General features: G+C 51.2%; 24 protein-coding genes. 19 read left to right on the top strand and 5 right to left on the bottom strand.

Going from position 1 to position 24,055, the window contains the following annotated elements; translation table 11 throughout:
- The first annotated feature begins 11 nt into the window (after positions 1-11).
- From A0U42_RS07110 to A0U42_RS07095, 4 genes are all read left to right on the top strand, one after another.
- The gene (locus tag A0U42_RS07110; RefSeq protein ID WP_176698853.1) at positions 12-1,001 is read left to right on the top strand and encodes a glycosyltransferase family 8 protein; all 990 of its coding nucleotides are present in this window, start codon (positions 12-14) and stop codon (positions 999-1,001) included.
- Positions 1,002-1,125: 124 nt separating this feature from the next.
- The gene (locus A0U42_RS07105) at positions 1,126-2,292 is read left to right on the top strand and encodes a nucleotide sugar dehydrogenase (RefSeq protein ID WP_065360430.1); all 1,167 of its coding nucleotides are present in this window, start codon (positions 1,126-1,128) and stop codon (positions 2,290-2,292) included.
- Positions 2,293-2,308: 16 nt separating this feature from the next.
- Positions 2,309-3,313 (top strand): NAD-dependent epimerase, encoded by a 1,005-nt coding sequence (locus A0U42_RS07100; protein ID WP_065360429.1) that lies wholly within the window; start codon positions 2,309-2,311, stop codon positions 3,311-3,313.
- A gap of 22 nt (positions 3,314-3,335) precedes the next feature.
- On the top strand, positions 3,336-3,842 hold the full coding sequence (locus A0U42_RS07095; RefSeq protein ID WP_065360428.1) for a methylated-DNA--[protein]-cysteine S-methyltransferase: 507 nt from the start codon (positions 3,336-3,338) through the stop codon (positions 3,840-3,842).
- A 4-nt stretch (positions 3,843-3,846) separates the two neighbouring features.
- On the opposite strand, the gene A0U42_RS07090 is transcribed toward A0U42_RS07095, so the two are convergent.
- Positions 3,847-4,713, bottom strand: a complete 867-nt coding sequence (locus tag A0U42_RS07090; RefSeq protein ID WP_065360427.1) for a LysR family transcriptional regulator — start codon at positions 4,711-4,713, stop codon at positions 3,847-3,849.
- Positions 4,714-4,845: 132 nt separating this feature from the next.
- Between A0U42_RS07090 and A0U42_RS07085 the strand changes: the two genes are divergently transcribed.
- Positions 4,846-5,418 (top strand): chromate transporter, encoded by a 573-nt coding sequence (locus A0U42_RS07085; protein ID WP_255304125.1) that lies wholly within the window; start codon positions 4,846-4,848, stop codon positions 5,416-5,418.
- Between the two features lie 11 nt (positions 5,419-5,429).
- Positions 5,430-5,996 carry a chromate transporter gene (locus tag A0U42_RS07080; RefSeq protein ID WP_065360425.1) on the top strand — a complete coding sequence of 189 codons (567 nt, stop codon included), beginning with the start codon at positions 5,430-5,432 and terminating at the stop codon, positions 5,994-5,996.
- Here the strand turns inward: A0U42_RS07080 and A0U42_RS07075 are convergent.
- Complete coding sequence (locus tag A0U42_RS07075; RefSeq protein ID WP_065360424.1) at positions 5,989-8,520, bottom strand: 3'-5' exonuclease; 2,532 nt, start codon at positions 8,518-8,520, stop codon at positions 5,989-5,991. The two genes, A0U42_RS07080 and A0U42_RS07075, sit on opposite strands and share 8 nt — an antisense overlap.
- A 285-nt stretch (positions 8,521-8,805) precedes the next feature.
- Between A0U42_RS07075 and purE the strand changes: the two genes are divergently transcribed.
- The 13 genes from purE (at position 8,806) to A0U42_RS07010 (ending at position 20,520) form a co-directional block, all read left to right on the top strand.
- Positions 8,806-9,300, top strand: coding sequence for a 5-(carboxyamino)imidazole ribonucleotide mutase (gene purE / locus A0U42_RS07070; protein WP_065360423.1), 495 nt, complete (start codon positions 8,806-8,808; stop codon positions 9,298-9,300).
- A 43-nt stretch (positions 9,301-9,343) separates the two neighbouring features.
- Positions 9,344-10,771, top strand: coding sequence for an amidophosphoribosyltransferase (purF, locus tag A0U42_RS07065; protein ID WP_065360422.1), 1,428 nt, complete (start codon positions 9,344-9,346; stop codon positions 10,769-10,771).
- Positions 10,752-11,816 (top strand): phosphoribosylformylglycinamidine cyclo-ligase, encoded by a 1,065-nt coding sequence (purM, locus tag A0U42_RS07060; protein ID WP_065360421.1) that lies wholly within the window; start codon positions 10,752-10,754, stop codon positions 11,814-11,816. Before purF ends, purM begins: the two co-directional genes overlap by 20 nt.
- Positions 11,809-12,423, top strand: a complete 615-nt coding sequence (gene purN / locus A0U42_RS07055) for a phosphoribosylglycinamide formyltransferase (RefSeq protein WP_065360420.1) — start codon at positions 11,809-11,811, stop codon at positions 12,421-12,423. Before purM ends, purN begins: the two co-directional genes overlap by 8 nt.
- Before the next feature lie 13 nt (positions 12,424-12,436).
- Positions 12,437-13,042, top strand: coding sequence for a hypothetical protein (locus A0U42_RS07050; protein ID WP_049917316.1), 606 nt, complete (start codon positions 12,437-12,439; stop codon positions 13,040-13,042).
- A complete protein-coding gene (purD, locus tag A0U42_RS07045; protein WP_065360419.1) occupies positions 13,042-14,316 on the top strand; it encodes a phosphoribosylamine--glycine ligase in 1,275 nt (424 codons plus the stop codon). The genes A0U42_RS07050 and purD overlap by 1 nt, the downstream gene beginning before the upstream one ends.
- Positions 14,317-14,406: 90 nt before the next feature.
- Positions 14,407-15,960, top strand: a complete 1,554-nt coding sequence (locus tag A0U42_RS07040; protein ID WP_065360418.1) for an acyl CoA:acetate/3-ketoacid CoA transferase — start codon at positions 14,407-14,409, stop codon at positions 15,958-15,960.
- Positions 15,961-15,971: 11 nt separating this feature from the next.
- Positions 15,972-17,357, top strand: a complete 1,386-nt coding sequence (gene fumC, locus A0U42_RS07035) for a class II fumarate hydratase (protein ID WP_065360417.1) — start codon at positions 15,972-15,974, stop codon at positions 17,355-17,357.
- Positions 17,358-17,496: 139 nt separating this feature from the next.
- Positions 17,497-17,949, top strand: a complete 453-nt coding sequence (gene mscL, locus A0U42_RS07030; RefSeq protein ID WP_044504028.1) for a large conductance mechanosensitive channel protein MscL — start codon at positions 17,497-17,499, stop codon at positions 17,947-17,949.
- Between the two features lie 160 nt (positions 17,950-18,109).
- Positions 18,110-18,562: a DUF3290 domain-containing protein gene (locus A0U42_RS07025; RefSeq protein WP_044504027.1), complete on the top strand. Its 453-nt coding sequence runs from the start codon at positions 18,110-18,112 to the stop codon at positions 18,560-18,562.
- 8 nt (positions 18,563-18,570) lie between these two features.
- The gene (locus A0U42_RS07020) at positions 18,571-19,215 is read left to right on the top strand and encodes a DUF421 domain-containing protein (RefSeq protein ID WP_065360416.1); all 645 of its coding nucleotides are present in this window, start codon (positions 18,571-18,573) and stop codon (positions 19,213-19,215) included.
- A gap of 169 nt (positions 19,216-19,384) precedes the next feature.
- Entirely contained in the window at positions 19,385-19,813 is a 429-nt protein-coding gene (locus A0U42_RS07015; protein WP_044504025.1) for a MarR family winged helix-turn-helix transcriptional regulator, read from the top strand.
- Positions 19,814-19,824: 11 nt separating this feature from the next.
- Complete coding sequence (locus A0U42_RS07010) at positions 19,825-20,520, top strand: YitT family protein (protein ID WP_044504850.1); 696 nt, start codon at positions 19,825-19,827, stop codon at positions 20,518-20,520.
- Between the two features lie 104 nt (positions 20,521-20,624).
- Here the strand turns inward: A0U42_RS07010 and A0U42_RS07005 are convergent, their stop codons facing one another.
- The 3 genes from A0U42_RS07005 to A0U42_RS06995 form a co-directional block, all read right to left on the bottom strand.
- A complete protein-coding gene (locus tag A0U42_RS07005) occupies positions 20,625-21,665 on the bottom strand; it encodes a LacI family DNA-binding transcriptional regulator (protein WP_065360415.1) in 1,041 nt (346 codons plus the stop codon).
- A 208-nt stretch (positions 21,666-21,873) separates the two neighbouring features.
- Positions 21,874-22,473, bottom strand: coding sequence for an AAA family ATPase (locus tag A0U42_RS07000; RefSeq protein ID WP_065360414.1), 600 nt, complete (start codon positions 22,471-22,473; stop codon positions 21,874-21,876).
- Between the two features lie 35 nt (positions 22,474-22,508).
- Entirely contained in the window at positions 22,509-23,888 is a 1,380-nt protein-coding gene (locus tag A0U42_RS06995) for an MFS transporter (protein WP_049917314.1), read from the bottom strand.
- Positions 23,889-24,055: the final 167 nt, after the last annotated feature.

The following is a 24,055-nucleotide window of genomic DNA, read 5'->3' as shown; positions in this document are numbered from 1 at the left end:
GAGGTTTGAAAATGGCAAATACATTTACGACGGAATATTTTGAAAATGCGACATTATATACCGAAAAACATGCCTTTGAATGGCTTCCGGAACATGATGAACGGCCGGCTATGCATATCGGCTTTAATATTAACGATCCTTTTTTTAAACCCTTGGGGGCAGAAATTACATCGATTTTAGAAACCAATAAAGACATCGCTTTTTCTTTCCATGTCTTTGTCGACAGCTACAGCCCGGAAAATAAGGATAATTTAGAAAAGACGGCTAAAAAATATGGCTGTAATGTCTATTTATATGTGATGGATATGAGCATCTATCAGAATTTTCATATCAAAGTTGCTCGTTTTTCTCGGGTTACGTATATTCGCATCGTTATGCCGTGGATTTTACGGAACTACACCGACCACTACTTGTACTTAGATTCAGATATGATATGTGTTGGCAGTTTAAAACAGTTTTTGACGACGGATTTAGAAGGTAAGGCTATCGGTGCCTTGACCTATTCGACACCTGATCGAGTAGCCTTTTTGAAGATGAAACAAGATGTCTATTTTTCAGACGGCTTGATGTGGATCGATGTCAAGGAATGGATCCGCGAAAAAATTACGGAACAGGTCTTTGCCTATCAAGGGGCCGATCCGCGGCGTTTCAAGGGACAGACCCAGGATTTGTTGAATCTTGTCATCGACGGGAATATGAAGCCCATTCCGAATTTATTCCATCATAAGAATAAAGATTTCAGCATAGAAGGAATCCTGATTCATTATTCCGGTCGGGACAAGCCTTGGGAATTAGTCCTTGATTCGGATGATGAATTGTGGCGCCACTACCTGGATATTTCCTTCTGGGACAGCATGAACGATCCCATGCCTCCTAGGGAACCGTCCTACTACCACAGCTTCAAACGGCTGGCAGAAGTCTATCAGGAAAAGGGCGAAACGTGGAAACGAATTCAATGCCTGTTTTGGTATAGCTGGCTGAAAATTCGCTATAAGTTATAATAAACGAGGCCCCGCAGTCCGTTGATACATCCTTTTTGCGGGGCCTTTTTGGTATGCTTTTTATCGGTGGCACGACGGAGCTCGAATTTGCCGTGCTCGGAAGAAGAGAAAGTAGGGAATACATATGAGAATTGCTGTTGCCGGGACCGGATATGTCGGTCTTTCGAATAGTATGCTGCTGGCTCAGCATAATGAAGTTATTGCTTTGGACATTATTCCAGAAAAGGTGTCCCTGTTAAATAAAGGTCAGTCTCCCATTGTGGATGCTGATATTTCAGCTTTTTTGCAGCGTGACGACCTGCACTTTAAGGCGACTCTTGATGCCAAGGAAGCTTTTACCGGGGCTGATTTCGTCATTATTTCGACGCCGACCAATTACGATCCCAAGCGGAACTTTTTTGATACGTCATCGGTAGAAACGGTCATCGAGGAAGTGTTGGCCATCAATCCTAAGGCCGTCATGGTCATCAAGTCGACGGTCCCTGTCGGGTATACACAGCAAATTAAGGCCAAGTACGGGACGGATAATATTTTATTCTCGCCGGAATTTTTGCGGGAAGGGAAGGCACTCTACGATAATCTTCATCCGTCGCGCATCGTCGTCGGCGAAGTGTCGGATCGGGCCAAGACCTTTGCCAATTTATTAGTCGAGGGGGCGGTCAAAGACGATATTCCTGTCTTATTTACCGGGTCTACGGAAGCGGAAGCCATAAAGCTCTTTGCCAATACCTATTTAGCTCTGCGCGTGGCCTACTTCAATGAACTCGATTCGTATGCCGAAATGCGTGGTCTCAGTACCAAGGAAATCATCAAAGGCGTCTGCCTCGATCCTCGTATCGGTGATTTCTATAACAACCCGTCCTTCGGTTATGGCGGTTATTGCCTGCCGAAAGATACAAAGCAGCTCTTGGCCAACTATCAGGATGTGCCTCAAAATCTGATTTCTGCTATTGTCGCCGCCAATCGGACGCGGAAGGACCATATTGCCGATATGCTCATCGCCCAAAATCCTCGCATTGTCGGTGTCTATCGGCTGACGATGAAGAGTCACTCCGATAATTTCAGGGCTTCGGCTATTCAAGGGGTCATGAAGCGCATCAAGGCGAAGGGCATTGAAGTCGTCGTCTATGAACCGACGCTGAAAGAAGAAACCTTTTTCCATTCTCGCGTCATTCGAGACTTAGATGAATTCAAAGAGATGAGCGATATCATCATTTCCAATCGCTGGTCAGATAAATTGACCGATGTCAAGGATAAAGTATATACGCGGGATCTTTTTGACCGCGATTAAGAGGGGAGAACTGAATATGGCAAATTTTAAACCCTTTGATACAGCACAAAAAGTCCTTATTACCGGTGCTGCCGGATTTATCGGTTTCCACTTGGCCAAGCGGCTGCTGGCTAAAGGGGCGACGGTCCTGGGCTTCGACAACCTCAATGATTACTATGATGTCACCTTAAAAGATGCGCGCCTCGAAATTTTGCACCAGTTCCCGAATTTCACCTTTGTGAAGGGCGACTTAGCTGATGAACAGGCCGTAGAACAAATTTTTTCGTCATTTCATCCGGACATCGTCGTCAACTTGGCGGCTCAGGCCGGCGTCCGCTACAGTATCGACCATCCGCGGACCTATATCGATTCGAATATCATCGGCTTCTTCAATATCCTCGAAGCTTGCCGGCACCATAAGGTTACTCACCTGTTGTTCGCCTCCAGTTCATCGGTCTATGGCAATCAGGAAAAGACTCCCTTTTCGACGACGGATAACGTCGACCATCCCATCAGCCTCTATGCAGCGACGAAGAAATCGAACGAGCTCATGGCCTATACCTACAGCCACCTCTATGGGGTTCCGGCGACGGGTCTGCGCTTCTTTACCGTCTATGGTCCTTACGGCCGTCCGAACATGGCTTATTTCAAGTTTGCCAATAAGATACGCAATGGGGAAGCCATTCAAATTTATAACCACGGTGACATGTACCGCGACTTTACTTACGTCGACGACATCGTAACCGGCATTGAGCATATGCTCTCTAATCCTCCTGTAAAAAATAAACTGGGCGATCCATATAAAGTCTATAATATCGGCAACCATAAGCCGGAACAGCTCATGCACTTCATTGAAGTTTTGGAACAAGCCCTTGGTAAGACGGCGGAAAAAGAATATCTGCCCATGCAGGCCGGTGACGTCTATCAGACTTATGCCGACGTCAGTGAATTGCAGCGTGATTTCGATTTCAAGCCGGAAACGACGATTGAAGAAGGACTGGGGCAATTTGCCGAATGGTACAGATCGTACTACGGTTTGTAATGAGCAAGATAGGAGAATATGTATGTACTATACGATGAGTTATGCTTCGCCTTTAGGGGCTATGACCATCGCGGCCAATGAAACGGCCTTGGTCGGTCTTTGGTTTGACGGGCAGAAATATGATAGGGACGGATTGAAAGGGGCTGAGGTGACGGAGGAAGAGACGCCGGTCCTTAAGAAGGCTGTCCGTTGGCTTGACGACTATTTTGCCGGTCGTATGCCGGCTATCATGAGTCTGCCACTGGCGCCGGAGGGTAATGAATTCCGCCGCCGCGTATGGAGCCTCCTCTGTCAGATTCCCTACGGGCAGACGACGACCTATGGCGAGTTGGCCAAAGCCGTGGAAGCCCAGACGGGGAAGACGATGTCTCCGCAGGCCGTTGGCGGTGCTGTCGGTCACAATCCTATTTCGATCATTATTCCCTGCCACCGCGTCTTAGGGGCCAGTGGCAAGGCGACGGGATATGCCGGCGGCATCGATAAAAAAATAGCCCTCCTTCATCTGGAGGGCTTGCTTGTCAAAGAATGATGTCTTACGTTTTTGTCAGGGCTTCGATGAATTGACCGGCAATCCCGGACAGGTAGCGATGTTTGGCTGTGATGACGGCCAGGCGCGTGTAAAGTCGGGGCTCGTCGATGACTTTCATTTGGAGCGTTGTCAGCCTTGACGGTGAGAGGGCTGAGGCCGGGACAACGGCATAGCCGAGTCCAGCTTCGGCCCAAAGGAGGGTCGTCCGGGCATCATCGTTTCGACAGAGGATGGACGGTGTAAGGTTGTGTCCTTCGCAGACGTCGAGGAGGAGCTGATTGAAGCGGCGGTAGACGATGAGGGGCAGGCCGTCTAAATCAGGGATGGTCAAGGTCTCTTTTTCGGGGGCCGGATCTTTTCCGGCATAGGCCAGGACCATCGGTTCTTCCGGCAAAAAGGTACAGTCGAAGGCTTCCTGCTTAAAAGGCGTGCGGACGATGCCGATTTCAATCAGGCCCTTTCGCAGCATATCTAAGATGTGGAAGGTATTGCCGTCGTAGATTTCAAAGCGGATGCCGCGGTGGCTGTCGTGAAATTGCCGAAGGGCCGGCCGCAGGATGACGCTGCCTGAGGATGAGACGGTGCCGATGGATAAGGTACCCCGCAGTCCGCTTTTGAAGTCGCCGATTTCGCGGCGCGTCGAATCAGCCAGGGTGATGAGCTGGCGGGCCCGTCGGTAGAGGATTTCTCCGGCATCGGTCAAGGTGACGCTGCGCGGTTCCCGCTGGAAGAGTTCGACGCCCAGTTCTTCTTCGAGGGCTTTCATTTGCTGGCTTAAGGGCGGCTGGGCCATATTCAGGCGCCGGGCAGCTGCCGTGATCTGGCCTTCTTCGGCGATGGCCAAAAAGTACGTGAGTTGACGAAGGTCCATAGTCTCTCCTTTTTTTGTGGTATATGATTTACGTATATTATAGCAATGATACAAATATTTTCAATATAGATATACCTATGGTATACTAGCCATGTAAAAAAATCCCTTTAATTTTCAGAAAGGATGAATCTCATGGATCTTGTCACACCGAAACGAGACGCCCACTTTTATTGGACGCTCTTCAAATCGACTTTTTTAATCAGTGCCTTCACCGTCGGCGGCGGCTTCGTCATCATCCCTTTGCTCAAGGGGAAGTACGTCGACGAATACCATTGGATCAGCGATAAGGATACCCTCGATATGGTGGCCATTGCCCAGTCCATGCCGGGCGTCGTCGCCGTCAACAGCGCCGTCATCTTAGGCTACCGTATGGCAGGGGTTCTCGGAACCTTGGTGGCCCTTGTCGCCACGGTCCTGCCTTGTTTGATTACTCTGACCATTATTTCTTACAGCTATGATTATTTTATTCAAAATGCCTATATTAAAATGGTTCTTCGCGGCATGCAGTGTGGGGCGACGGCTCTCATCGTTAATGTCGGCATCGATCTCTTGGTCAAACAGGGGAAAAAGAAGCTGCTCCTGCCGATGCTGATCATCATCGGAACCTTTGTGGCCAACTTGTTCTTCGATACCAATATCATGGTGCTCATCCTCATCGACGGCATCATCGGTTTCTTATTCATGCGCGCAGCGCAGTATAACTAGGGGGTGCCGTCATGATCTATGCTTTGCTCTTTTGGGAATTTTTTAAAGTCGGCATATTCTGCGTCGGCGGCGGCTATGCTTCTATGCCGCTCATTCAGGCCAGCGTCGTCGATACCTTTCACTGGCTGACCATGAGCGAATTCGTCGATATCTTTACGATTTCGCAGATGACGCCGGGGCCGATCGGCATCAACGCGGCGACCTTCGTCGGGACCCGCATCGCCGGCCTTCCCGGGGCCATCGTCGCTACCATGGGCTTCGTAACGCCGTCCTTTTTCTTGGGTATCTTTTTAGCCCGTATCTTTTTGAAATACGGCGATATCGGGCCGATTCGCGGCATTTTGAACGGCCTGCGTCCGGCCGTCGTAGCTCTTATCTGCGTAGCCAGCCTGAGCTTCATTCTCCTGGCTTTATGGAATACGGAAGAGCTGCCCTCTGATTGGATGGCTTTCAGCAGCGGCGGACTCGTCATCCTCATCGCCGCCATCGTGGCAACCCGTAAGGGAATCGGCGTCATCAAGGTCCTTCTCGGTTCCGGCGTCTTAGGCTTGGTATTGGGGATGGCCGGCCTTATCTAATTTTATAGTAATCATCGGTGATACCATGCAGAAATCGGCTCGGCTGATAGCTCTGCCGGGCATACCCTTGGTGCCAGCTCAGATACAGCCTCTTTTTTGCACGCGTCATGGCGACATAAAAGAGGCGTATTTCTTCTTGTATATTCCCATTTTGTCGGGACCAATAGGTCGGGAAGACATGGTCTTCTAAACTGGCCATAAAGACGTAGTCGAATTCAAGGCCTTTGGCCTGGTGAATGGTGATGATCGGTATTTTCGGGTCTTTGGACAGCATGCTGTCGAGTTCGCTGTTGGAAAGGGCCGTCATTTTGAGAAATTCGGTCAGGGCGTCGCGCGGATTCTGGCCGGGATCGTCTGTTTCTTTGGCGATGCGGTAGAGTTTGCGGATGTTTTCCAGCCGGTCGATGTGATTGGCTGCATCGGAGGTATCGCGATGTGTTTGATACCAGGCTTTGACGCCGCTGTCGTTCATGACGGACGTAATGACTTCGGTGGGCCGTGCCTGATAGGACAAGCGCCGCAAGGCGTCCATTTCACGGCTGAAGGGGGCAAAGAGGGGGAGATAGATGGCCATCGCGGCTCGTCGTGCCCCTTCCGTCGGGCGGATCTTCTCTTCGATGGCATAGACCAGGAGGCCGGCTGTGGCCAGAATATCGTCAAAGGCGTCGTGCGTCGGTTTATGGCCAATGGGAAAGTGGTGACTCAAAGTGTCTAATTTATGGTTGATCAAGTTCGGATAAAAACGGCGGTAGATGTCGAGAGTGTCGTAATAGGGAAAGTCTGCCCTTTCAGAAAGGCCCAGGCGCTGCAGTTCGCTGTGGAGGATGGATAAGTCGTAGGTGACGTTGTGGCCGACGATGACGGCGTCTTTGGCAAAGGCCAAGAACCTTGTCAGGGCTTCTTGCGGAGGAATTCCTTCGGCGGCTAACATTTCGTCACTGATGTGGTGGACGTAGTATGATGTGCCGACGGAGCGGCCGGCCTTTACATAGGTGTTGAACTTATCCTTTACCTGTCCCTTGGCATCGAGGCGGATGGCGGCAATCTGGATGATTTCATCCTGCGTCGTGTCCGTGCCCGTACTTTCGACGTCGAAGACGACCAGCCGTTCCTCGGCTAAGGCCGTCAGCAACAGACCATAAGGGTCACCCGCTTGGTGGGACAGGGGATCGATGAAATCGCTGAGCATGAGGCCGACCTTTCGATAGGAATCGCTTTCAATGGTCTCCAAGGTACGCCGGCCGATGCGGGGGACGAAGCGTTGGACGATTCGCTTCAGGCTGAGGTTGTCGTGCTTATTGAGCGAGAGTCGCAGGTAGGCCAGGACGTCTTTGCATTCCTGCCGTTTGAACAGGTGAAACTGGTCGATGCAGGTAACCGGCAGCTGCTGGTCTTGGGGAAACTTTTGGTTGTGCGAGGTAATGCCCATCCAGATCAGTTTAGCCTGGCGGTTGTCGCGGACAAGAATGCAGGTCTTCAGTTGTTCTTCCGGGGGCAGGGCCTTGATTTCCTGGAAAATCCAGCGGGATTCCTCCATCCAGGTGTCGGCTTTATGAAGGACGATGGGTTCGCCGCGTTCCTTTGACGCGGAGATGCCCGGCCGGGTATAGATTTTCTGGACGGTCGCCAGTCCCATGCCGCGGAATAAGAAGGTCTGAGCGGCATCCAGCAGGAGCTGGGTAGACCGGTAATTTTTGATGAAGGTAATTTCCCGGGGATGATAACCGGCTCTAAATTCTTCCCAAATGTATTCAGGATAGGAGCCGCGCCATTCGTAAATGGTTTGGAAATAGTCGCCGCAAAGGAGGATGTTGCGGCCCGGGAAGAGGCGGCTGATGACAGTGTATTCGACTTCGCTCGTATCCTGCATTTCGTCGACGGAGATGAAGCGGAACTTTTCCCGCCAGCGGCGGCAGATGGCATCGTCTTGGAGAAATTCATAGGCCCCGGTAATGAGGTCGGTAAAATCGACGGCGTGGTTTTCGGCAAGGGCGGCGTCGTACTCCCAGACAAGGTCTTCGCCGTAGTCCGTGAGCCAATCTTTGAGGTCATCCTGAATATTGGTAAAATCGCGCAGGCCGGGGATGACTCGTTTCTTTTTTTCAAATTCGATGAAGGTCTGAAGTTCCTGTAATGCCGGACGCGGTGTCGTTTGTGTGAGTTCTATGGCGCCGATAATCTGTTTACAGTCTTCGTCATCATAGATCAGAAAATCGTTGTAGCGGTCGCTTTGTCGCTTGGTCTCTTCTTTGATGAGACTGTAGCAGAAGCTGTGGATGGTCTTTACGGTGACGGCGAACCCTTCTTCTGGCACCGTGTCGATGATGCGGTTCTTCAGTTCTTTGCAGGCTCGATTGGTAAAGGTCAGGCATAAGATTTCCGAACCCTCGGCTTTCTTTTTTTCTATGATATTGGCAACCCTCTCTGCCAGGACCCGGGTCTTGCCGGTTCCGGCCGGGGCATTGAGTAAAATGGACTCTGACAGCTCCTGTACGACTTGCTGCTGCTCGGCGTTTAGATGCATAAGTATTCCTCCATAAGATAGTCTTTATCCCATTGTAACACAGTCCCCGATAGGGGGATACTGTCTTACCATAGAAAGGCGGTTTTTCATTGACAGGCAGGTGTGTTTTTGATAGAATCAAAGTGTGTTTGATAAATATTTTAATCAATAAGGAGACGCACTATGACAAAATGTTTATGGACAGGTTTTTATGCCGTTTGTAAACAGTCTCCGTGTATCTAACTGAAAGCCCAAAGGTGATTTCTGTCACTTTTGGGTTTTGTTATTCCTAAGGAGGGGTCTCTGATGAAGGTAGCTTTAATTATGGGAAGCGACTCTGATTTTCCCGTTATGAAAAAAGCAGTAGCTATTTTTAAAGAATTTGGGGTAGACTATGAAGTCTTATTGGCATCGGCCCATCGGACGCCGGCAGCCGTTCGTGAATTCGTCACGACAGCTGAAGAACGCGGTATCCGGGCTTTTGTCGTCGGCGCCGGCATGGCAGCTCATTTGCCCGGTGTCGTAGCCAGCTACACGACGCTGCCGGTCATCGGCGTTCCTTTGGAAAGCGGCAGTTTGCAGGGCATGGATGCCCTCTTGGCCATCGTTCAGATGCCGTCGGGGATTCCCGTCGCTACTGTCGCCATTAACGGCGCAAAGAATGCGGCCCTTTTGGCTGTTCAGATCGGCGCTGTCAGCGATGCCGAATTAGCGAAGAAGTACAAGGCTTATCGCGAAAACATGGCCAATGAAGTCATGGCTAAGAACCAGAAATTACAAGAAGACGTAAAAGCTCTGTAAGGGGATTGCGTCCTATTTTTCTCAATAACAGGAGGTTTAATTCATGTTTTACGATCCGATTTGGGATAAGCAGCATGAAGAATGTGGCGTCTTAGGGATTTTTGATAAACACCTTGATATTCCCCGCTACGTATATTGGGGGCTCTTTGCCCTGCAGCACCGCGGCCAGGAAAGTGGTGGCATCGCTTTGACCGACGGCCAGGATATTCATACCTACCGCGGTATGGGGCTCATCAGCACGGTCTTTGCCGACGGCGTACCGGAAGAAGAAGGGGGGCCGGTCGGTATCGGCCACGTCCGCTATTCGACGACCGGTTCCAACAACCCGCGCAATATCCAGCCCTTGGCGGTATATACACCGATGGGACAGTTGGCCCTGGCTCATAACGGCAACCTGACCAATACCCGGGCTCTCCGCGAAGAACTCGACCGTGGCGGCGCTGCTTTCCAGACGACTATGGATAGTGAAATCATCGTCAACCTCATCAGCCGCAGCCAGAAATCCACCATTGAAGAACGTATCATGGAAAGCATGAACCGCATTCAAGGTGCCTACTCTTTGGTCCTCATGACCAAAGATACCCTTTATGGCGTCCGTGACCCTTACGGTTTCCGTCCGTTGTGCATCGGTCGTACCGATGAAGGCGGTTGGGTCCTGGCTTCGGAAACGTGTGCCCTCGACGCCATTGGCGCTAAATTCGTCCGCGACGTCCATCCCGGTGAATTCGTTCAGATCAATGAAAACGGTGTCAAATCGACGATCTTCGCCAAGGCACCGCGCAAGCAGGTCTGTTCTTTTGAATACATCTATTTTGCCCGTCCCGACAGCGTCATCGACGGTCAGGACGTCTATCAGGCCCGCCTGAACATGGGTCGTGAAATGTGGAATGAAACTCAGTACGATGCCGACATCGTCATCTCTGTCCCCGACAGCGGTAACACGGCAGCCATCGGTTACTCTCAGGCTTCGGGCATTCCTTTCAAACATGGTCTCATCAAAAACCGCTACATGGGCCGTACCTTTATTAAGCCGAATCAGAAACAGCGTGAATTAGCTGTTCGCATGAAACTCAACGTCGTTAAATCCGTCGTAAAGGGCAAGCGCATCGTCATGGTCGACGACTCCATCGTCCGCGGCACGACGAGCGGCATCATCTGTAAGCTCCTGCGGGAAGCCGGTGCCAAGGAAGTCTATATGTGCGTTTCGGCACCGCCTATCAAATATCCCTGCTTCTACGGCATCGATACGTCGGTCCGCAAGGAACTCATTGCGTCGACCTTCAGCCAGGAACAGATTCAAAAATACATCGGCGTCGACAAGCTGCACTTCATTTCCATCGACGGCCTCAACCGGGCCATTGAACACATTCCTCAGGAAGATATGTGCTTAGCTTGCTTCAACGATGATTATCCTACGGATACGCCGCAGACGAACGAGGAAGGAGAAAAATATGCTCTCGAACACAAATAAAGGTTTGACCTATGCCGATGCCGGTGTCGATATCGACGCAGGCAATAAAGCCGTCGAATTGATGAAAGACTCTGTAAAAGCTACGTACCGTCCGGAAGTCCTCGGCGACCTCGGCGGTTTCGGCGGCCTCTTTTCGCTGATGGACAGCGATATTAAAAAGCCGATTCTGGTCAGCGGTACCGACGGTGTCGGTACGAAACTGCGCCTGGCCATCCTGATGGACAAGCACGATACGGTCGGTCAGGACTGCGTGGCCATGTCCATCAATGACGTCCTCGTTCAAGGTGCGGAACCCTTGTTCTTTCTCGATTACATCGCCGTCGGCAAGCTCGATCCGGTTCAGGTTGCCTCCATTGTAAAAGGGGTAGCCAATGCCTGCAAAGAATCAGGCTGCGCTCTCCTCGGCGGTGAAACGGCAGAAATGGCCGGCTTCTATGCCAAAGACGACTACGATTTGGCCGGCTTTGGCGTCGGCATCGTCGACCGGGATAAAGTCATTACCGGCGAAACAATCAAGGCCGGCGACGTCCTCATCGGCTTGCCGTCGACGGGGGTTCATTCCAACGGTTTTTCCTTGGTCCGTAAAATCGTCTTTGAACGCCAGCAGATGAAACTCGACCAGTACGTCGATGAATTGGGCATGACCATCGGTGAATGCCTGCTCACGCCGACCCGCCTCTATCCGCGTCCGTGCCTGCCGATCATCAAGAACTTTACCGTCAAAGGCATGGTCCACATCACCGGCGGCGGTTTCTATGAAAATATTCCCCGCGTCCTGCCAAAAGGCGTCGGCGTCGATATCGACGTCACGTCGTGGCCGCAGCTGCCGATTTTCTCGCTCCTCCAGCAGTGGGGCGGCGTCGATGCCAAGGAAATGTACCGCACCTTTAACATGGGTATCGGCATGATCATGATCGTCGATGAAAAGGATGCTGACAGCATCCTTAAGAACTTGGCCGACCGCGATGAAAAAGCTTATGTCATCGGCAAAGTTGTAGATTCGGACGTACCCGTTACCTTGCGGGGAGGCGTGTTCCATGACTAAGAAAAAGATGGTCATCTTCGCCTCAGGCCGCGGCTCCAATGCCATTGCTCTCCACGATGCCGTCGAAGCCGGTACCATCAAGGCTGATATCAAGGCCTTGGTCTGCGATATCCCCGGCGCACCGGTCATGAATCGGGCCCGCGAATGGGGGATACCGGTCATCTTAGCCGACCGCAAGGCCTTTGATTCGAAAGAAGCTTTTGAATCATATATCCTCGAAGCCATTGCTCCTTATGAAGCAGACCTTATCTGCCTGGCCGGCTTCATGCGGCTCTTGAGCGGCGACTTCATCGCTCATTATGAACACAAGATGCTCAATATCCATCCGGCTCTCTTGCCGTCCTTCCGCGGCCTCCACGCTCAGCGTCAGGCCATTGAAGCCGGGGTGAAGATTGCCGGCTGCACGGTTCACTTCGTCGTGCCTGATATGGATGCCGGCCCGATTATCCTACAGTCTTCCGTGCCGGTTTATGAAGATGATACGGAAGATACGCTGGCGGCTCGTATCCTCACTAAGGAACATCCGACTTACATTAAGGCAGCGGCACTCTTTTGTGACGACAAACTGACGGTTCGCGGTAATGTCGTCCTGGGAACTCAGGAATAGGAGGAAGGTTAGCATGAAGGTAAAACGCGCACTCATTAGTGTATCTGATAAAACGGGCGTCGTCGAATTGGGCAAGGCCCTGGCGGCTCTCGGCATTGAAATCATTTCGACGGGCGGTACCATGCGTACGTTAAAAGAAGCAGGCGTACCGGTCATTGCCGTTCAGGACGTAACGGGCTTTCCGGAAATGATGGACGGCCGCGTCAAGACCCTTAATCCGAAGATTCACGGCGCTATTTTGGCTGTCCGCGATAATCCGGAACACGTCAAAGCTATGAAGGATCACGACATTACGCCAATCGATTTGGTCGTCGTCAACCTCTATCCGTTCCAGCAGACCATTGCCAAACCGAATGTCACCTTGGCCGAAGCCATTGAAAACATCGACATCGGCGGTCCCTGCATGGTTCGTGCTTCGGCGAAGAATAACAAATATGTCGCCATCGTAACCAATCCCGACAAGTATAGTGAAATCATTTCCATCCTCCAAAAAGACGGTGCCTTTTCCGATGAATATCGCTTGGAATTGGCGCAGGAAGCCTTTCATCATACGGCTGTCTACGATACGGCTATCGCAGCGTATCTGGCGGAACAGGTTGAGAAGGGAGCTGCAAAGTAATGAAGGTAGCAGTCATCGGCGGCGGCGGCCGCGAACATACCCTGGCTTGGAAATTAGCTCAGAGCCCGAGTGTCGATGCCTTGTACGCCATTCCCGGCAGCGCCGCTATGGCGGATATCGCCAAATGCGTCGATATTTCCTTAGCTGACCTCGAAGGCATTGCCGATTATGCCGTTTCGGAAGGCATCGACATGCTCGTTGTCGGTCCGGAAGTACCCCTTACGGAAGGCTTGGCTGATGTGGCTCAGGCTAAAGGACTAGCTGTGTTCGGCCCCAATAAAGCAGCGGCTCAGATGGAAGGCTCCAAGGTCTTTGCCAAGAATCTCATGAAGAAATACCGGATTCCGACGGCAGCCTATGAATCCTTTACCGACGGCGATGCCGCCAAAGCCTACATTCATGAACAAGGTGCTCCCATCGTCGTCAAGGCTGACGGTCTGGCTGCCGGCAAGGGCGTCGTCGTAGCCCAGACGGAAGAAGAAGCCATCGAAGCTGTCAATGCCATGATGGAAGATCACATCTTCGGGGCTTCCGGCGGCCGCATTGTCATTGAAGAATGCATGGTCGGTGAAGAAGCAAGCCTTCTTGCCTTCGTCGACGGCAAGACAATTGTGCCCATGATTTCAGCTCAGGACCATAAGCGCATCTTTGATAACGATGAAGGACCCAATACGGGCGGCATGGGGGCTTATGCACCGGCTCCGGTCTTTACGCCGGCCATTCAAAAAGTCGTAGAAGACACGATCTTACGGCCCGTCGTGGACGGCCTCAAGGCCGAAGGCATTACCTATCAAGGCTGCCTCTACGCCGGTCTTATGATTACGGCAGACGGCCCGAAAGTCGTCGAATTCAACTGCCGTTTCGGCGATCCGGAAACGCAGGCTGTCCTGCCGCTTCTCGACGGCGATCTGGCGCAGATCATGTATGCCTGCACGAAGGGAACCTTGTCGGCCGATATGGTTCACTGGAAAGATGCCTCGGCCTGCTGCGTCATCATGGCTTCTGCCGGGTACCCGGCTTCGTCTCATAAGGGCGACGTCATCAGCGGCCTCGACGGTATCGACAGCGACGATACGATGGTCTTCCATTCGGGAACGGCCAAACAGGACGGGGCCTATGTGACCCATGGCGGCCGTGTTCTCGGTGTAACGGCGGTGGCACCGGATCTTAAAAGTGCCATTGAAAAGGCTTATGACAAAGTGGATAAAATCCACTTTGACGGCCAGCAAGTTCGCCGCGATATCGGTGCTAAAGGATTAAAACATTTGTCGTAATCGCTTACGATTCACAAAGCCCCTTTATGGTAAAGGGGCTTTCTTTCTAACAGTCAAAAGGTTTGTATCAAAGCGACAGGAGGGGAACCGATGGTACAATTTATCACGCCTTATGAGGCGGCGCGATTGGTCCGTGATGACACGACCCTGGCTGTCAGCGGCCAAGCCGGATTCGGTACACCGGACGGGTTGTTCAAAGCTTTGCATGACCGATATGCCGAAGAGGGGCATCCACGCAGTCTGACGTTAGTGAAAATTGCCGGGACGAGCGACGGTGGGGGACGCGGCGGTGATCGTCTGGCAGCCGACGGCCTTTTGGGGACGATCATTACCAGCCATTTCGGTGCCGAAAAAAAATTAGCCGATAAGGTGACAAAGAATAGCTGCCTGGCTTATACCGTACCGGCGGGAACCCTGTTGGACTTGTATAGAGCCTTGGCTGCCGGACGAAAAGGTGTTTGGACCGATATCGGACTCCATACCTTGGCCGACCCGCGCCTCGATGGCAGCAAGGCCAATGACAAGACGATGGCCGAAGGAAAGGATATCGTTCGCCTGGCTCATATCGAGGGAGAAGAGTACCTCTATTATCCTGCCTTTCCCCTCGATATTTGCTTCATTCGCGGCTCTTTAGCCGATGAAGACGGTAATATTTCCCTTGAGCGGGAAGCCATGATCGGAGAGCAGTTTGAAGTCGCCGCAGCGACGCGCCAGTCAAAGGGGATCGTCGTCGTACAGGTAGAAGATGTCGTACCTCGGGGACGCCTTGACTCGCGATTAGTGAAGATTCCTCATTTTCTCGTCGACTACATCGTCGTGCCCCGTCCGAAATATCACGTCCAAAGCTTTGCCGCCAGGGGCTATCGGCCCGAACTGAGCGGTGAAAAACGGGTGGTTATCCAATCTTTGCCGCCTCATCCCTTGGATAACCGAAAAATCTGTGCCCGCCGGGCGGCGATGGAACTGAAAAAGGGCGACGTCATGAATCTTGGTATCGGCATTCCTGAAATCATCGGAGCTGTCGCCGCCGAAGAAGGCCTCGGCCCCGGTCTGACGCTGGCGTCCGATTCTGGCATCATCGGCGGTATTCCCTTATCGGGCCTCGATATGGGGGCTGCCATCAATGCCGAAGCCGAATTAAAACAAGCCGACATGATCAATATCTGTCATGGCGGCGTCCTCGATATTTGTGCCTTGGGATTGGCTGAAGTCGATGCGGCGGGAAATGTCAATGTATCGAAATTCAACGGCCGCATTACCGGTCCCGGTGGCTTCATCGACCTTGCGCAGCACACGAAAAAGTTGATTCTCATGGGGACCTTTACGGCCGGTCACTTGCGGGAACACTGTGAAGACGGAAAATTAATCATCGACCATGAAGGAAAATATAAAAAATTTAAGAAGAGCGTCGAACAGATTACCTTTTCCGGGACCTATGCTGCCGCGCGGAATCAGGACGTCCTGGTCGTGACCGAACGGGCCGTGTTCCGCCTGACCGCCGATGGCCTGATGCTGACCGAAGTAGCGCCCGGCATCGATATCGAACGGGATATCATAGCCCAAATGGAATTCAGACCACTCATGGCAGCGGACTTAAAAACGATGGATGCTCGTATTTTTTATCCGTCTGCCATGGGAATTTAAAGGAGGATACTATGGAATATCGTATTGAAAGAGACTCGATGGGAGAGATTAAGGTCCCGGCAGACAAACTCTGGGGCGCTCAGACCCAGCGGAGCTTTGAAAACTTTAAAATCGGGACGGAAAAGATTCCTGCCGAAATGGTCACGGTCTTTGCCTATCTGAAAAAAGCAGCCGCCCTGACCAATAAGGAACTGGGCGTCGTCGATGCCGATAAGGCTGATGCCATTGCAAGGGCCTGCGATGAAATCTTAGCAGGGAAACTCGACGGTAATTTCCCCCTGGCCGTTTGGATGACCGGAAGCGGGACCCAGTTCAACATGAACGTCAATGAAGTCGTAGCCCATCGGGCAGCGGCTATCCTTAAAGAGGCGGGCAAGGAACAGGGCGTCCATCCAAACGACGACGTCAATCATTCACAGAGCTCGAATGATACCTTCCCGACAGGCCTTCACATGGTCGGCGTCCTGCTCCTTGAACAGCAGCTGTTTCCGGCCATGGATGCCCTCTATCAGGCCCTGCATGATAAAGAAGAAGCCTTTAAGGATATCGTAAAAATCGGCCGCACACACCTGCAGGATGCGACTCCCTTGACACTGGGACAAGAATTCAGCGGCTGGGCCCGCATGATTGAACGCAATAAGGAAATGCTTCGCTGCGGCGTCGATTTTCTCCGCGATTTGGCTATGGGCGGCACGGCTGTCGGTACGGGCATTAACTGTCCGAAAGGCTATGACCGCCGCTTTGCGGAAATCGTCAGTGAATTGACGGGGACGACCTTCCATACGGCACCGAATAAATTCCAGTCCCTGACCAGTAAAGATGAACTCGTTGCCGTCCACGGCATGCTGAAAGGCCTTGCCTGCGACCTCATGAAAATCGCCAATGACATTCGCTGGCTGTCATCGGGACCGCGCTGCGGGATCGGCGAAATCCGCATTCCCGAAAACGAACCGGGCAGTTCCATCATGCCCAGCAAGGTCAACCCGACGCAGTGTGAAGCCGTGACCATGGTTGCCGTCCAGGTCATGGGCAACGATGCGACCATGGGTATCGCCGCCAGCCAGGGCAATTTTGAATTGAACGTCTTTATGCCGGTCATTGCCTACAACCTTATCCAGTCGATCCGCCTCTTGTCGGACAGCATGGAATCCCTGCGTAAGCACTGCATCGTCGGCATCGAACCCAATGAAGAACGAATCGAGACCAATCTTTACAATTCTCTGATTCTGGTCACTGGCCTTGTACCCTTAGTCGGCTACGATAAGGCCTGCACCATTGCCAAAACGGCGGCGAAAGAAGGCTTGACCCTCAAAGAATCAGCCCTGAAACTGGGATGGGTTACGGCCGAAGACTTCGACAAAGCTATGGACCCGGCAAAACTGGCCGGTATCCGTTGACAGTCATTTTCTAATTTTATTACAGCATAAGAAATAATTTGTACTAAATTTCTCCAAAACCTTTTGCACTTTTTGAGAAGTAGTGATAGAATAGATGTACCAATATCTCATCATTATATTTTGAATAGGAGTGGATAGCATGGGTTTTATTAAAGAATTTAAAGAATTCGCCATGCGGGGGAATGTCCTTGATATGGCAGTCGGTGTCGTTGTCGGCGGTGCTTTTGGCAAGATCGTTACGTCTCTTGTCAACAACATCATCATGCCGCCAATTGGTGTACTCCTCGGCGGAATCGATTTTTCTGACTTCTTCATTCCTTTGAGCATGAACGGCGAAAAGGTAGAAACTTTGGCTGATGCCAAAGCAGCCGGTATCCCGGTTATTGCTTACGGCTCTTTCCTCAATACGATTCTTGAATTTTTAATTATTGCCTTCGCTATTTTTATCGTCATCAAGCAGCTTAACCGTTTGATGCCCAAACCGGCACCGGTTGCAGATCCGCGCCTGTGCCCCTTCTGCCGCCAGCCAATCGCGGACGACGCGACGCGCTGCCCGCACTGCACCAGCGAATTGCCGGCTGCCAACAACTGATTTACGGTATATCTGTTTTATGCTATGCTGGAAACAGCCTGCTGTCTGAGACGGCAGGCTGTTTTTTATCAGCCGACAGTTGTCGGTAACGGCCTTTTCAGTTGATTTTTTTGCAAAAGATTTGCTACAATAGAAAAACAAAGGGAAAGGGGGATCCTTCTTGCAGTTTTATACGTATGCTTACCTGCAAAGCCAGGCTCAGGTCAGTTACTTATTTCAATACGGACTGATTTTCTTTATTTTAGTAGCCTTGGTCATTATCACTGCCAAATACATGCGCAACCGCCTGCAGTCGAAGTACCGTGATTTGAGCATCATCCTGCTCTTGATCGGCTTATTTTTAATCGGTTCCAATTGGGACAGTTACAGCCGCCAGCGGGAAACGAGGGAAAACACGTCGCGGATGATGCAGTTTCTCGATACCTTCAGCGACAATATGACCTTATCGGAGTCGGATATTGCCGTTAATTCATTGCGCCTGCAGGACGGGATGTTGATTAAGATCCGTGACGATTACTATCGCATCGATTTTAACAGCAGTTATACAGCCTACCGCATTAACCGAGTCTATTTAATTCAAAAAGACGTCAAACTCGTCGACGTTCCGCACTAGGAGGGGCCATGTTTCCGTATTCTATGATTTTTGCTAAACTGGGTCTGGGACTATTGGCCCTTATTTTACAGATTAACCTCTTGGGCAAGCGCAATCTGGCACCGACGTCGGCTCTGGATCAGATACAGAATTACGTTCTCGGCGGCATTATCGGCGGCGTCATTTATAATGACACAATCAGTATTTTTCAGTTTCTCATGATTATGGTCGTCTGGACGATTCTGGTCATGACCTTGAAATACTTAAAATCTGTCAGCCGTCTTATTCGCATCCTCGTCGACGGCAAGCCGGTCATCCTCATCGAACAAGGGGAACTCCAGACGGAAACCTGCCTGCGTTCTGGCATCCAGGCCTTTGAGTTACAGATGAAGCTGCGAGCCATGGGAGTCCAGCGAATCCAAGACGTCAAGCGGGCCGTCCTCGAACAGAATGGTCAGTTGACGGTCGTTCAAATGGGGGAAGACAACATCCGTTTTCCCATCATTGCCGATGGTCAGATCAATACCGATGTCTTGGTGCTGATCGACAAGGATTCGGAATCGCTCACGCATGAATTGACCCGCCAGGGCTATGAACCGAGGGATATCTTTTTAGCCGAATACCTCGACGGAGAGGTCATCCTCTACCCCTATCCGCCCAATTCCCATGATTAAGAGAAAGCACGATGGTTCTGATTTTGGCCGTCGTGCTTATTTTTTTTGGCGATTTTTGATTATGGATGCCTTAAGCCTATTGACTTTTTGGATACCTGGATTATAATAATAAAGTAGTTTGAATTGCAACTATTTAGTTTGAATTAAAACCAATAAAGGAGAGCCTGACATGGATCAAGAAGCCCTGCATATTTTATTATTAATCGGATTTCATCGCTCGAATCGGGAAATCAGTCACTATATCAAACAAGAAGGCCTCATGCCCGGTCAGCCTAAGATTTTAGAATACTTATGGTTCCATGATGGGGCCAGTCAGAAAGAAATCGGACAAGAATGCATCATCGATAAGTCGACGGTGACCAGCCTTTTGAAGCGGATGGAAAAACTGGAACTCATCCGAAAAGAACCCCGTCCCGATGATCAGCGCGGCGTCTCTATTTTCATGACCGAAAAGGGCCGGGAAAAAGCTAAGCGTATCCGCGAAATCATCTACGGTCTCGACGACTTCATGTGGCAGGGCATTGAGCCGGAAGAACGGCAGCGATTCATGGAAACCTTTCGTAAAATCATTAAAAATCAAAAGAAATGGGGAGATTAATTTTGCGTCACATGCACTATAAAGGAATTCGGATTCCCGTATTTATCTTAAGTATTTTAATAAATGCCTTGGGCATCGACCTCATTATCGTTGCCGGATTCGGGTCATCGCCCATATCAAGTGTTCCTATCGTCATCAGCCTGTATTCGAATTGGACCTTTGGTCAGATAACTTTTTTTGCGAATATCTTGTTTATTGCTGCTCAAATCGCTTTGTTGCGGCGGCAATTCCATCCTATAGAAGCCCTTCAGTTGGGTATCAGCGTTATTTTCAGCGTTGCCCTCGACCTGTATATGCCTTTTTTGTCGGTGCTTCAGGGCCATTCCTGGCCTCTGGCAGGAGTGATCCTGCTCATCGGTTGTGCCGTCCTGGCCTTCGGCATCTGCCTGGAAGTCGCCTCGCAGGTCCTCATGGTTCCCGGTGACGGCATTGTGAAAGCCATTGCTCAAACTGCGAATATCCGCATGGGTACGGCCAAAGTGGCCTTCGATTCGACACTGGTCGCCATGGCCTTAGGCCTATCCCTTTTCTATGGCGGTGCTCAGACCTTTGCGGCTATCGGAGTTGGGACCATCGTATCGGCCATGACCGTCGGGAGACTCGTTAATTTCTTCAACCGCCGCCTGTTCTTTATTGAACGGTTGGCCCGTCTGTCGTTAGAAGATCAAAACGAAAGTCCCGTGGCCTTGGCCAAAGAAGCTTCGTAAGGCATGACGGGAGTTACGCAATGCGAAGCCATTTCCACAACGTAAAAAAGAGGCTCGGCACCATGAGGATGGGACGAGTCTCTTTCTTATATGGAGGATTTTTGTTATTCATGCGCTGTTTCTGACGACGTTTTTTGAGGGACGCTTTCACGGACGATCAGTTCGGTCCCGGTGGCTACGTTGCGCGGCGTCGCCTTCGGGTTGCGGATGCGCCAGCGGAGGGTTTCCACGGCGGATTTTCCTAAGTTTTCACAGGGGACTTCGATGGAACTCAACGGCGGCTGCGCATATTCGGCCAAGGGAATGTTGTCGAAGCCGATGATAGCAATGTCTTCGGGAATGCGCAGACCTCGTTGCTGCAGGGCACGCATCGCTCCCAAGGCGATGAGGTCATTGTCGGCGATAAAGGCTTCGGGAAGGGCGCCGCCTCGTTCCAGGACGGCATTCATATCCTGCTGAGCGGCTTCGAGGGATGGCGACAGTTCATAGACCTTAGTGGCGTCCAGCTTTTGATGGAACTGATTCATCGCGTAGGTATAGCCCAGGTAGCGCATTTCAAAATTCGTGATCGGAACCGAGCTCTTCAGGTAGCCGATATCCTTCAGCCCTTGGTCATGAAGGTAGTGAACAGCCTGCCATACGCCGTCTAAATTATGGATGGATACCATATCGAGAGGGGAAGCCGTCAGTTCATTGTCGAGGACGACGATGGGAAGGGGGGCGTCCTTGACGATAGGCAAGTCGTCATGTTCCATTTCAGTACCCAGCATGACGATACCCGACGACTGAGCGGCTGCCGCTTCGGCAATGCACGACGCCAGTTGATCCTGACCGTCGCAGTAGGTGATGGTCAAGGTGTAGTGATGGGCCCGGGCCGCTTTTTCGACGGCGACGACGAGGCGGGTGAAGAATTGGGTACTGGTGATGATGCTGCCTGATTTACGGTAGATCAAAAAATTAATGACGCCTTGAGGGGCAGCGGCCTTTTTGCTGGTCGTGCCGCGGTACCCGAGGCGGTTGGCCAGGTTCAATACGGCAAGACGCGTTTCTTCGTTGACGCCGGGGCGTCCGTTTAAAGCAAGAGAGACCGTGGCCGGAGAAACTCCCAGTTGTTCTGCAATGTCTTTGATGGTCACTGTTGCCATTTCATACCTCCTGCTTTTGTAAGAATTTATGCATATCTGTTTAAATTATAAATCAATTCAATTAAAAGTGTAGCACGTCATAAAATGATAGTAAAGTCAGAAATAGACTTTAGATAGAAAAAGAGCCTTTCTTCCGGGTGGTACCTCATCCAGTCTGCATATGGCAGCTGTTTAGGAGGCGACCGGCGGAGGATAGGCTCTTTTTTTGTTATGCTTGAAGGAGTTCGACGTAGCGGATGATCAAGTCAGCGGCCTTGTCGAGGGAGATTTTTGAGGCATTGATGGACAAGGAATATTTTTCAGGCTGTCCCCAGCGCTCTCCCGTATAGTATTCGTAATAGTCGGCCCGTTTCTGGTCTTCGGCCTTGATTTCTTGGAGGCTCTTACCCTCATATTCCGTACGGCCGCGCTCGGTGCGAAAGTCGTCGTCGGCGCAGATAAAGAAGGAATAGTGTTTGGAAAAGTCTCTCAGGACGAAGTCGCCGCAGCGGCCGAGGATGATGCAGGACCCGGCTTTGGCCAATTGACGGATGATTTTCGATTCAGCGACGAACATGCTCGTGTCCGATGGCCCCTCATCGGCACCGATGGAGTAGAAAGGGATGAAGCCGAGGGGAGCCGGTTCGCTCGTTTCCAGGGCTTTTAACTGTTCTTCCGTCCAGTTGCTGATGCCGAGTTCTTTGGCAGCCGAATCGATGATTTGGCGGTCATACAGGTGAAACCCGGTCTTTTGGGCGAGGAGCTGGGCGACTTCACGGCCGCCGCTGCCGTATTGACGACTGATGCTGATGATCGTTCTTTTATCCATGGGTAGAAATCCTTCCTTTCGTAGTGTGATTGGATTTAATTAGCCTGTTCGGCCTGGGCATACAAGCCGGCCAATTCCAAGTGAATCTTGCGGACTGCTGCTTCGTCGAGGTCGTACTGGTTGAGGAAGTAATAGCTGATGACGTGGCAGGCGATGGGGAGGGCTGCCGTAATAGCCAGAATACCGCTGGCGACGGCCGGCGTAATGGCAGCGCCCGGCTGATAGCTGACGAAAGTCAGGATCAAGCCGATGCCGGCACCGACGAGGCTCATGGCAAATTTCTGAGAGAAGAGGGCGACGGCACCGAGGACGCCGGCCATCTTCTTGTTGAATTTGAGCTGGCACATGTCGGCACAGTCGGCAGGCAGTGCCCAGTAGACGACGATGCCGAGTTCGCCGAAGAAGGTCGACAAGATGAGGAACAGTGAAGACAGGAGATAGTGTTCCGGCGGAACGATGAGAATCGGAACGGCCGTTATGGCAGCGCCTAAGGTGGCGACGCGGAGCATGGCCAGTTTATTGAATACTTTTTTGCGAATGAGCCACATAGAGACAATCGGAGCGACAATGCCGGCAATGGAGAAGGCTGACAGGAGTCCCGTTAAATAGGCGTCATTCTGGGCCAAATAATACTTGGCGTAATAGATGGCGGAGCTGCCTTTAAAGGTGAAGGCGGCCTGAGTCAAGGCAAAGAAGATGTAGAAACTGCGGAGCGTTCGGGTTTTAGCAATGATTTTAATTTTAGAGAATAGGGTGTCATTTTCGTCTTTGACGATAAGCGGATGGCTGCGTTCTTTCGTACCGAAGAAGCAGGCTAAGGTACAGCAGGCGGCGAGGATGCCGATGATGATCATGGCGTGGCTGTATGCCTGGGCTTCGTGGGCTTTGTCGTACGTGGCAACGAACATGGGGACGACGGCCGAGCAGAGCAGGAAGGCCGATTTTGCCAAGGGGAAGCGGTAGGAGTTGATAGACAAGCGTTCTGCCGGATTATCAGTTAAAACCGAGAGCAGGCCGACGTAAGGCACGACGGTGCTGGCATACATCAGGATCAAGAAGATATAGGTTACAAAGGCGTAAATCAATTTCCCCGTATACGATAAGTCGGGAGCTAAGAAGACTAAAAAGCAAGATAAGCCGTAGGGGATGGCTAAGTACAGCAAGAAGGGACGGTAATGACCGTGTTTCGTTTCGTGGCGGTCGGCAAAGTTGCCGATGATCGGATCCGAAAAGGCATCGACCAGACGAGCGATGAGGAATAAGGCCCCCATGGCGCTGGCTGTCAAGCCGACGACGTCGGTGTAGAAATAGGGAAGAAACATCATGGTCATACCGAAGAAGATGTTGGCCGAAGAATCTCCGAGGCCGTAACAGATTTTTTCGCGGATACTGATGTGATCAGCTGCAGGTTGCATATGTATCGCACTCCTTTTAAAATAATTAAAACCGTTAGTTAAACTATATGCTAAATATTACCATTAAATTTAATTAAAATCAAGAGTATTATACCACAAAAACATTTAAATTTCGATGTATTATCGGCATGAATGGTGCTATATAATGAATTTTATTATATATTAAC

Source organism: Megasphaera sp. DISK 18, assembly GCF_001682955.1.
GTDB lineage: Bacteria > Bacillota > Negativicutes > Veillonellales > Megasphaeraceae > Megasphaera > Megasphaera massiliensis.
Note: the sequence above shows the minus strand (reverse complement) of the source record. Positions and strands in the feature narration are given on the sequence as shown.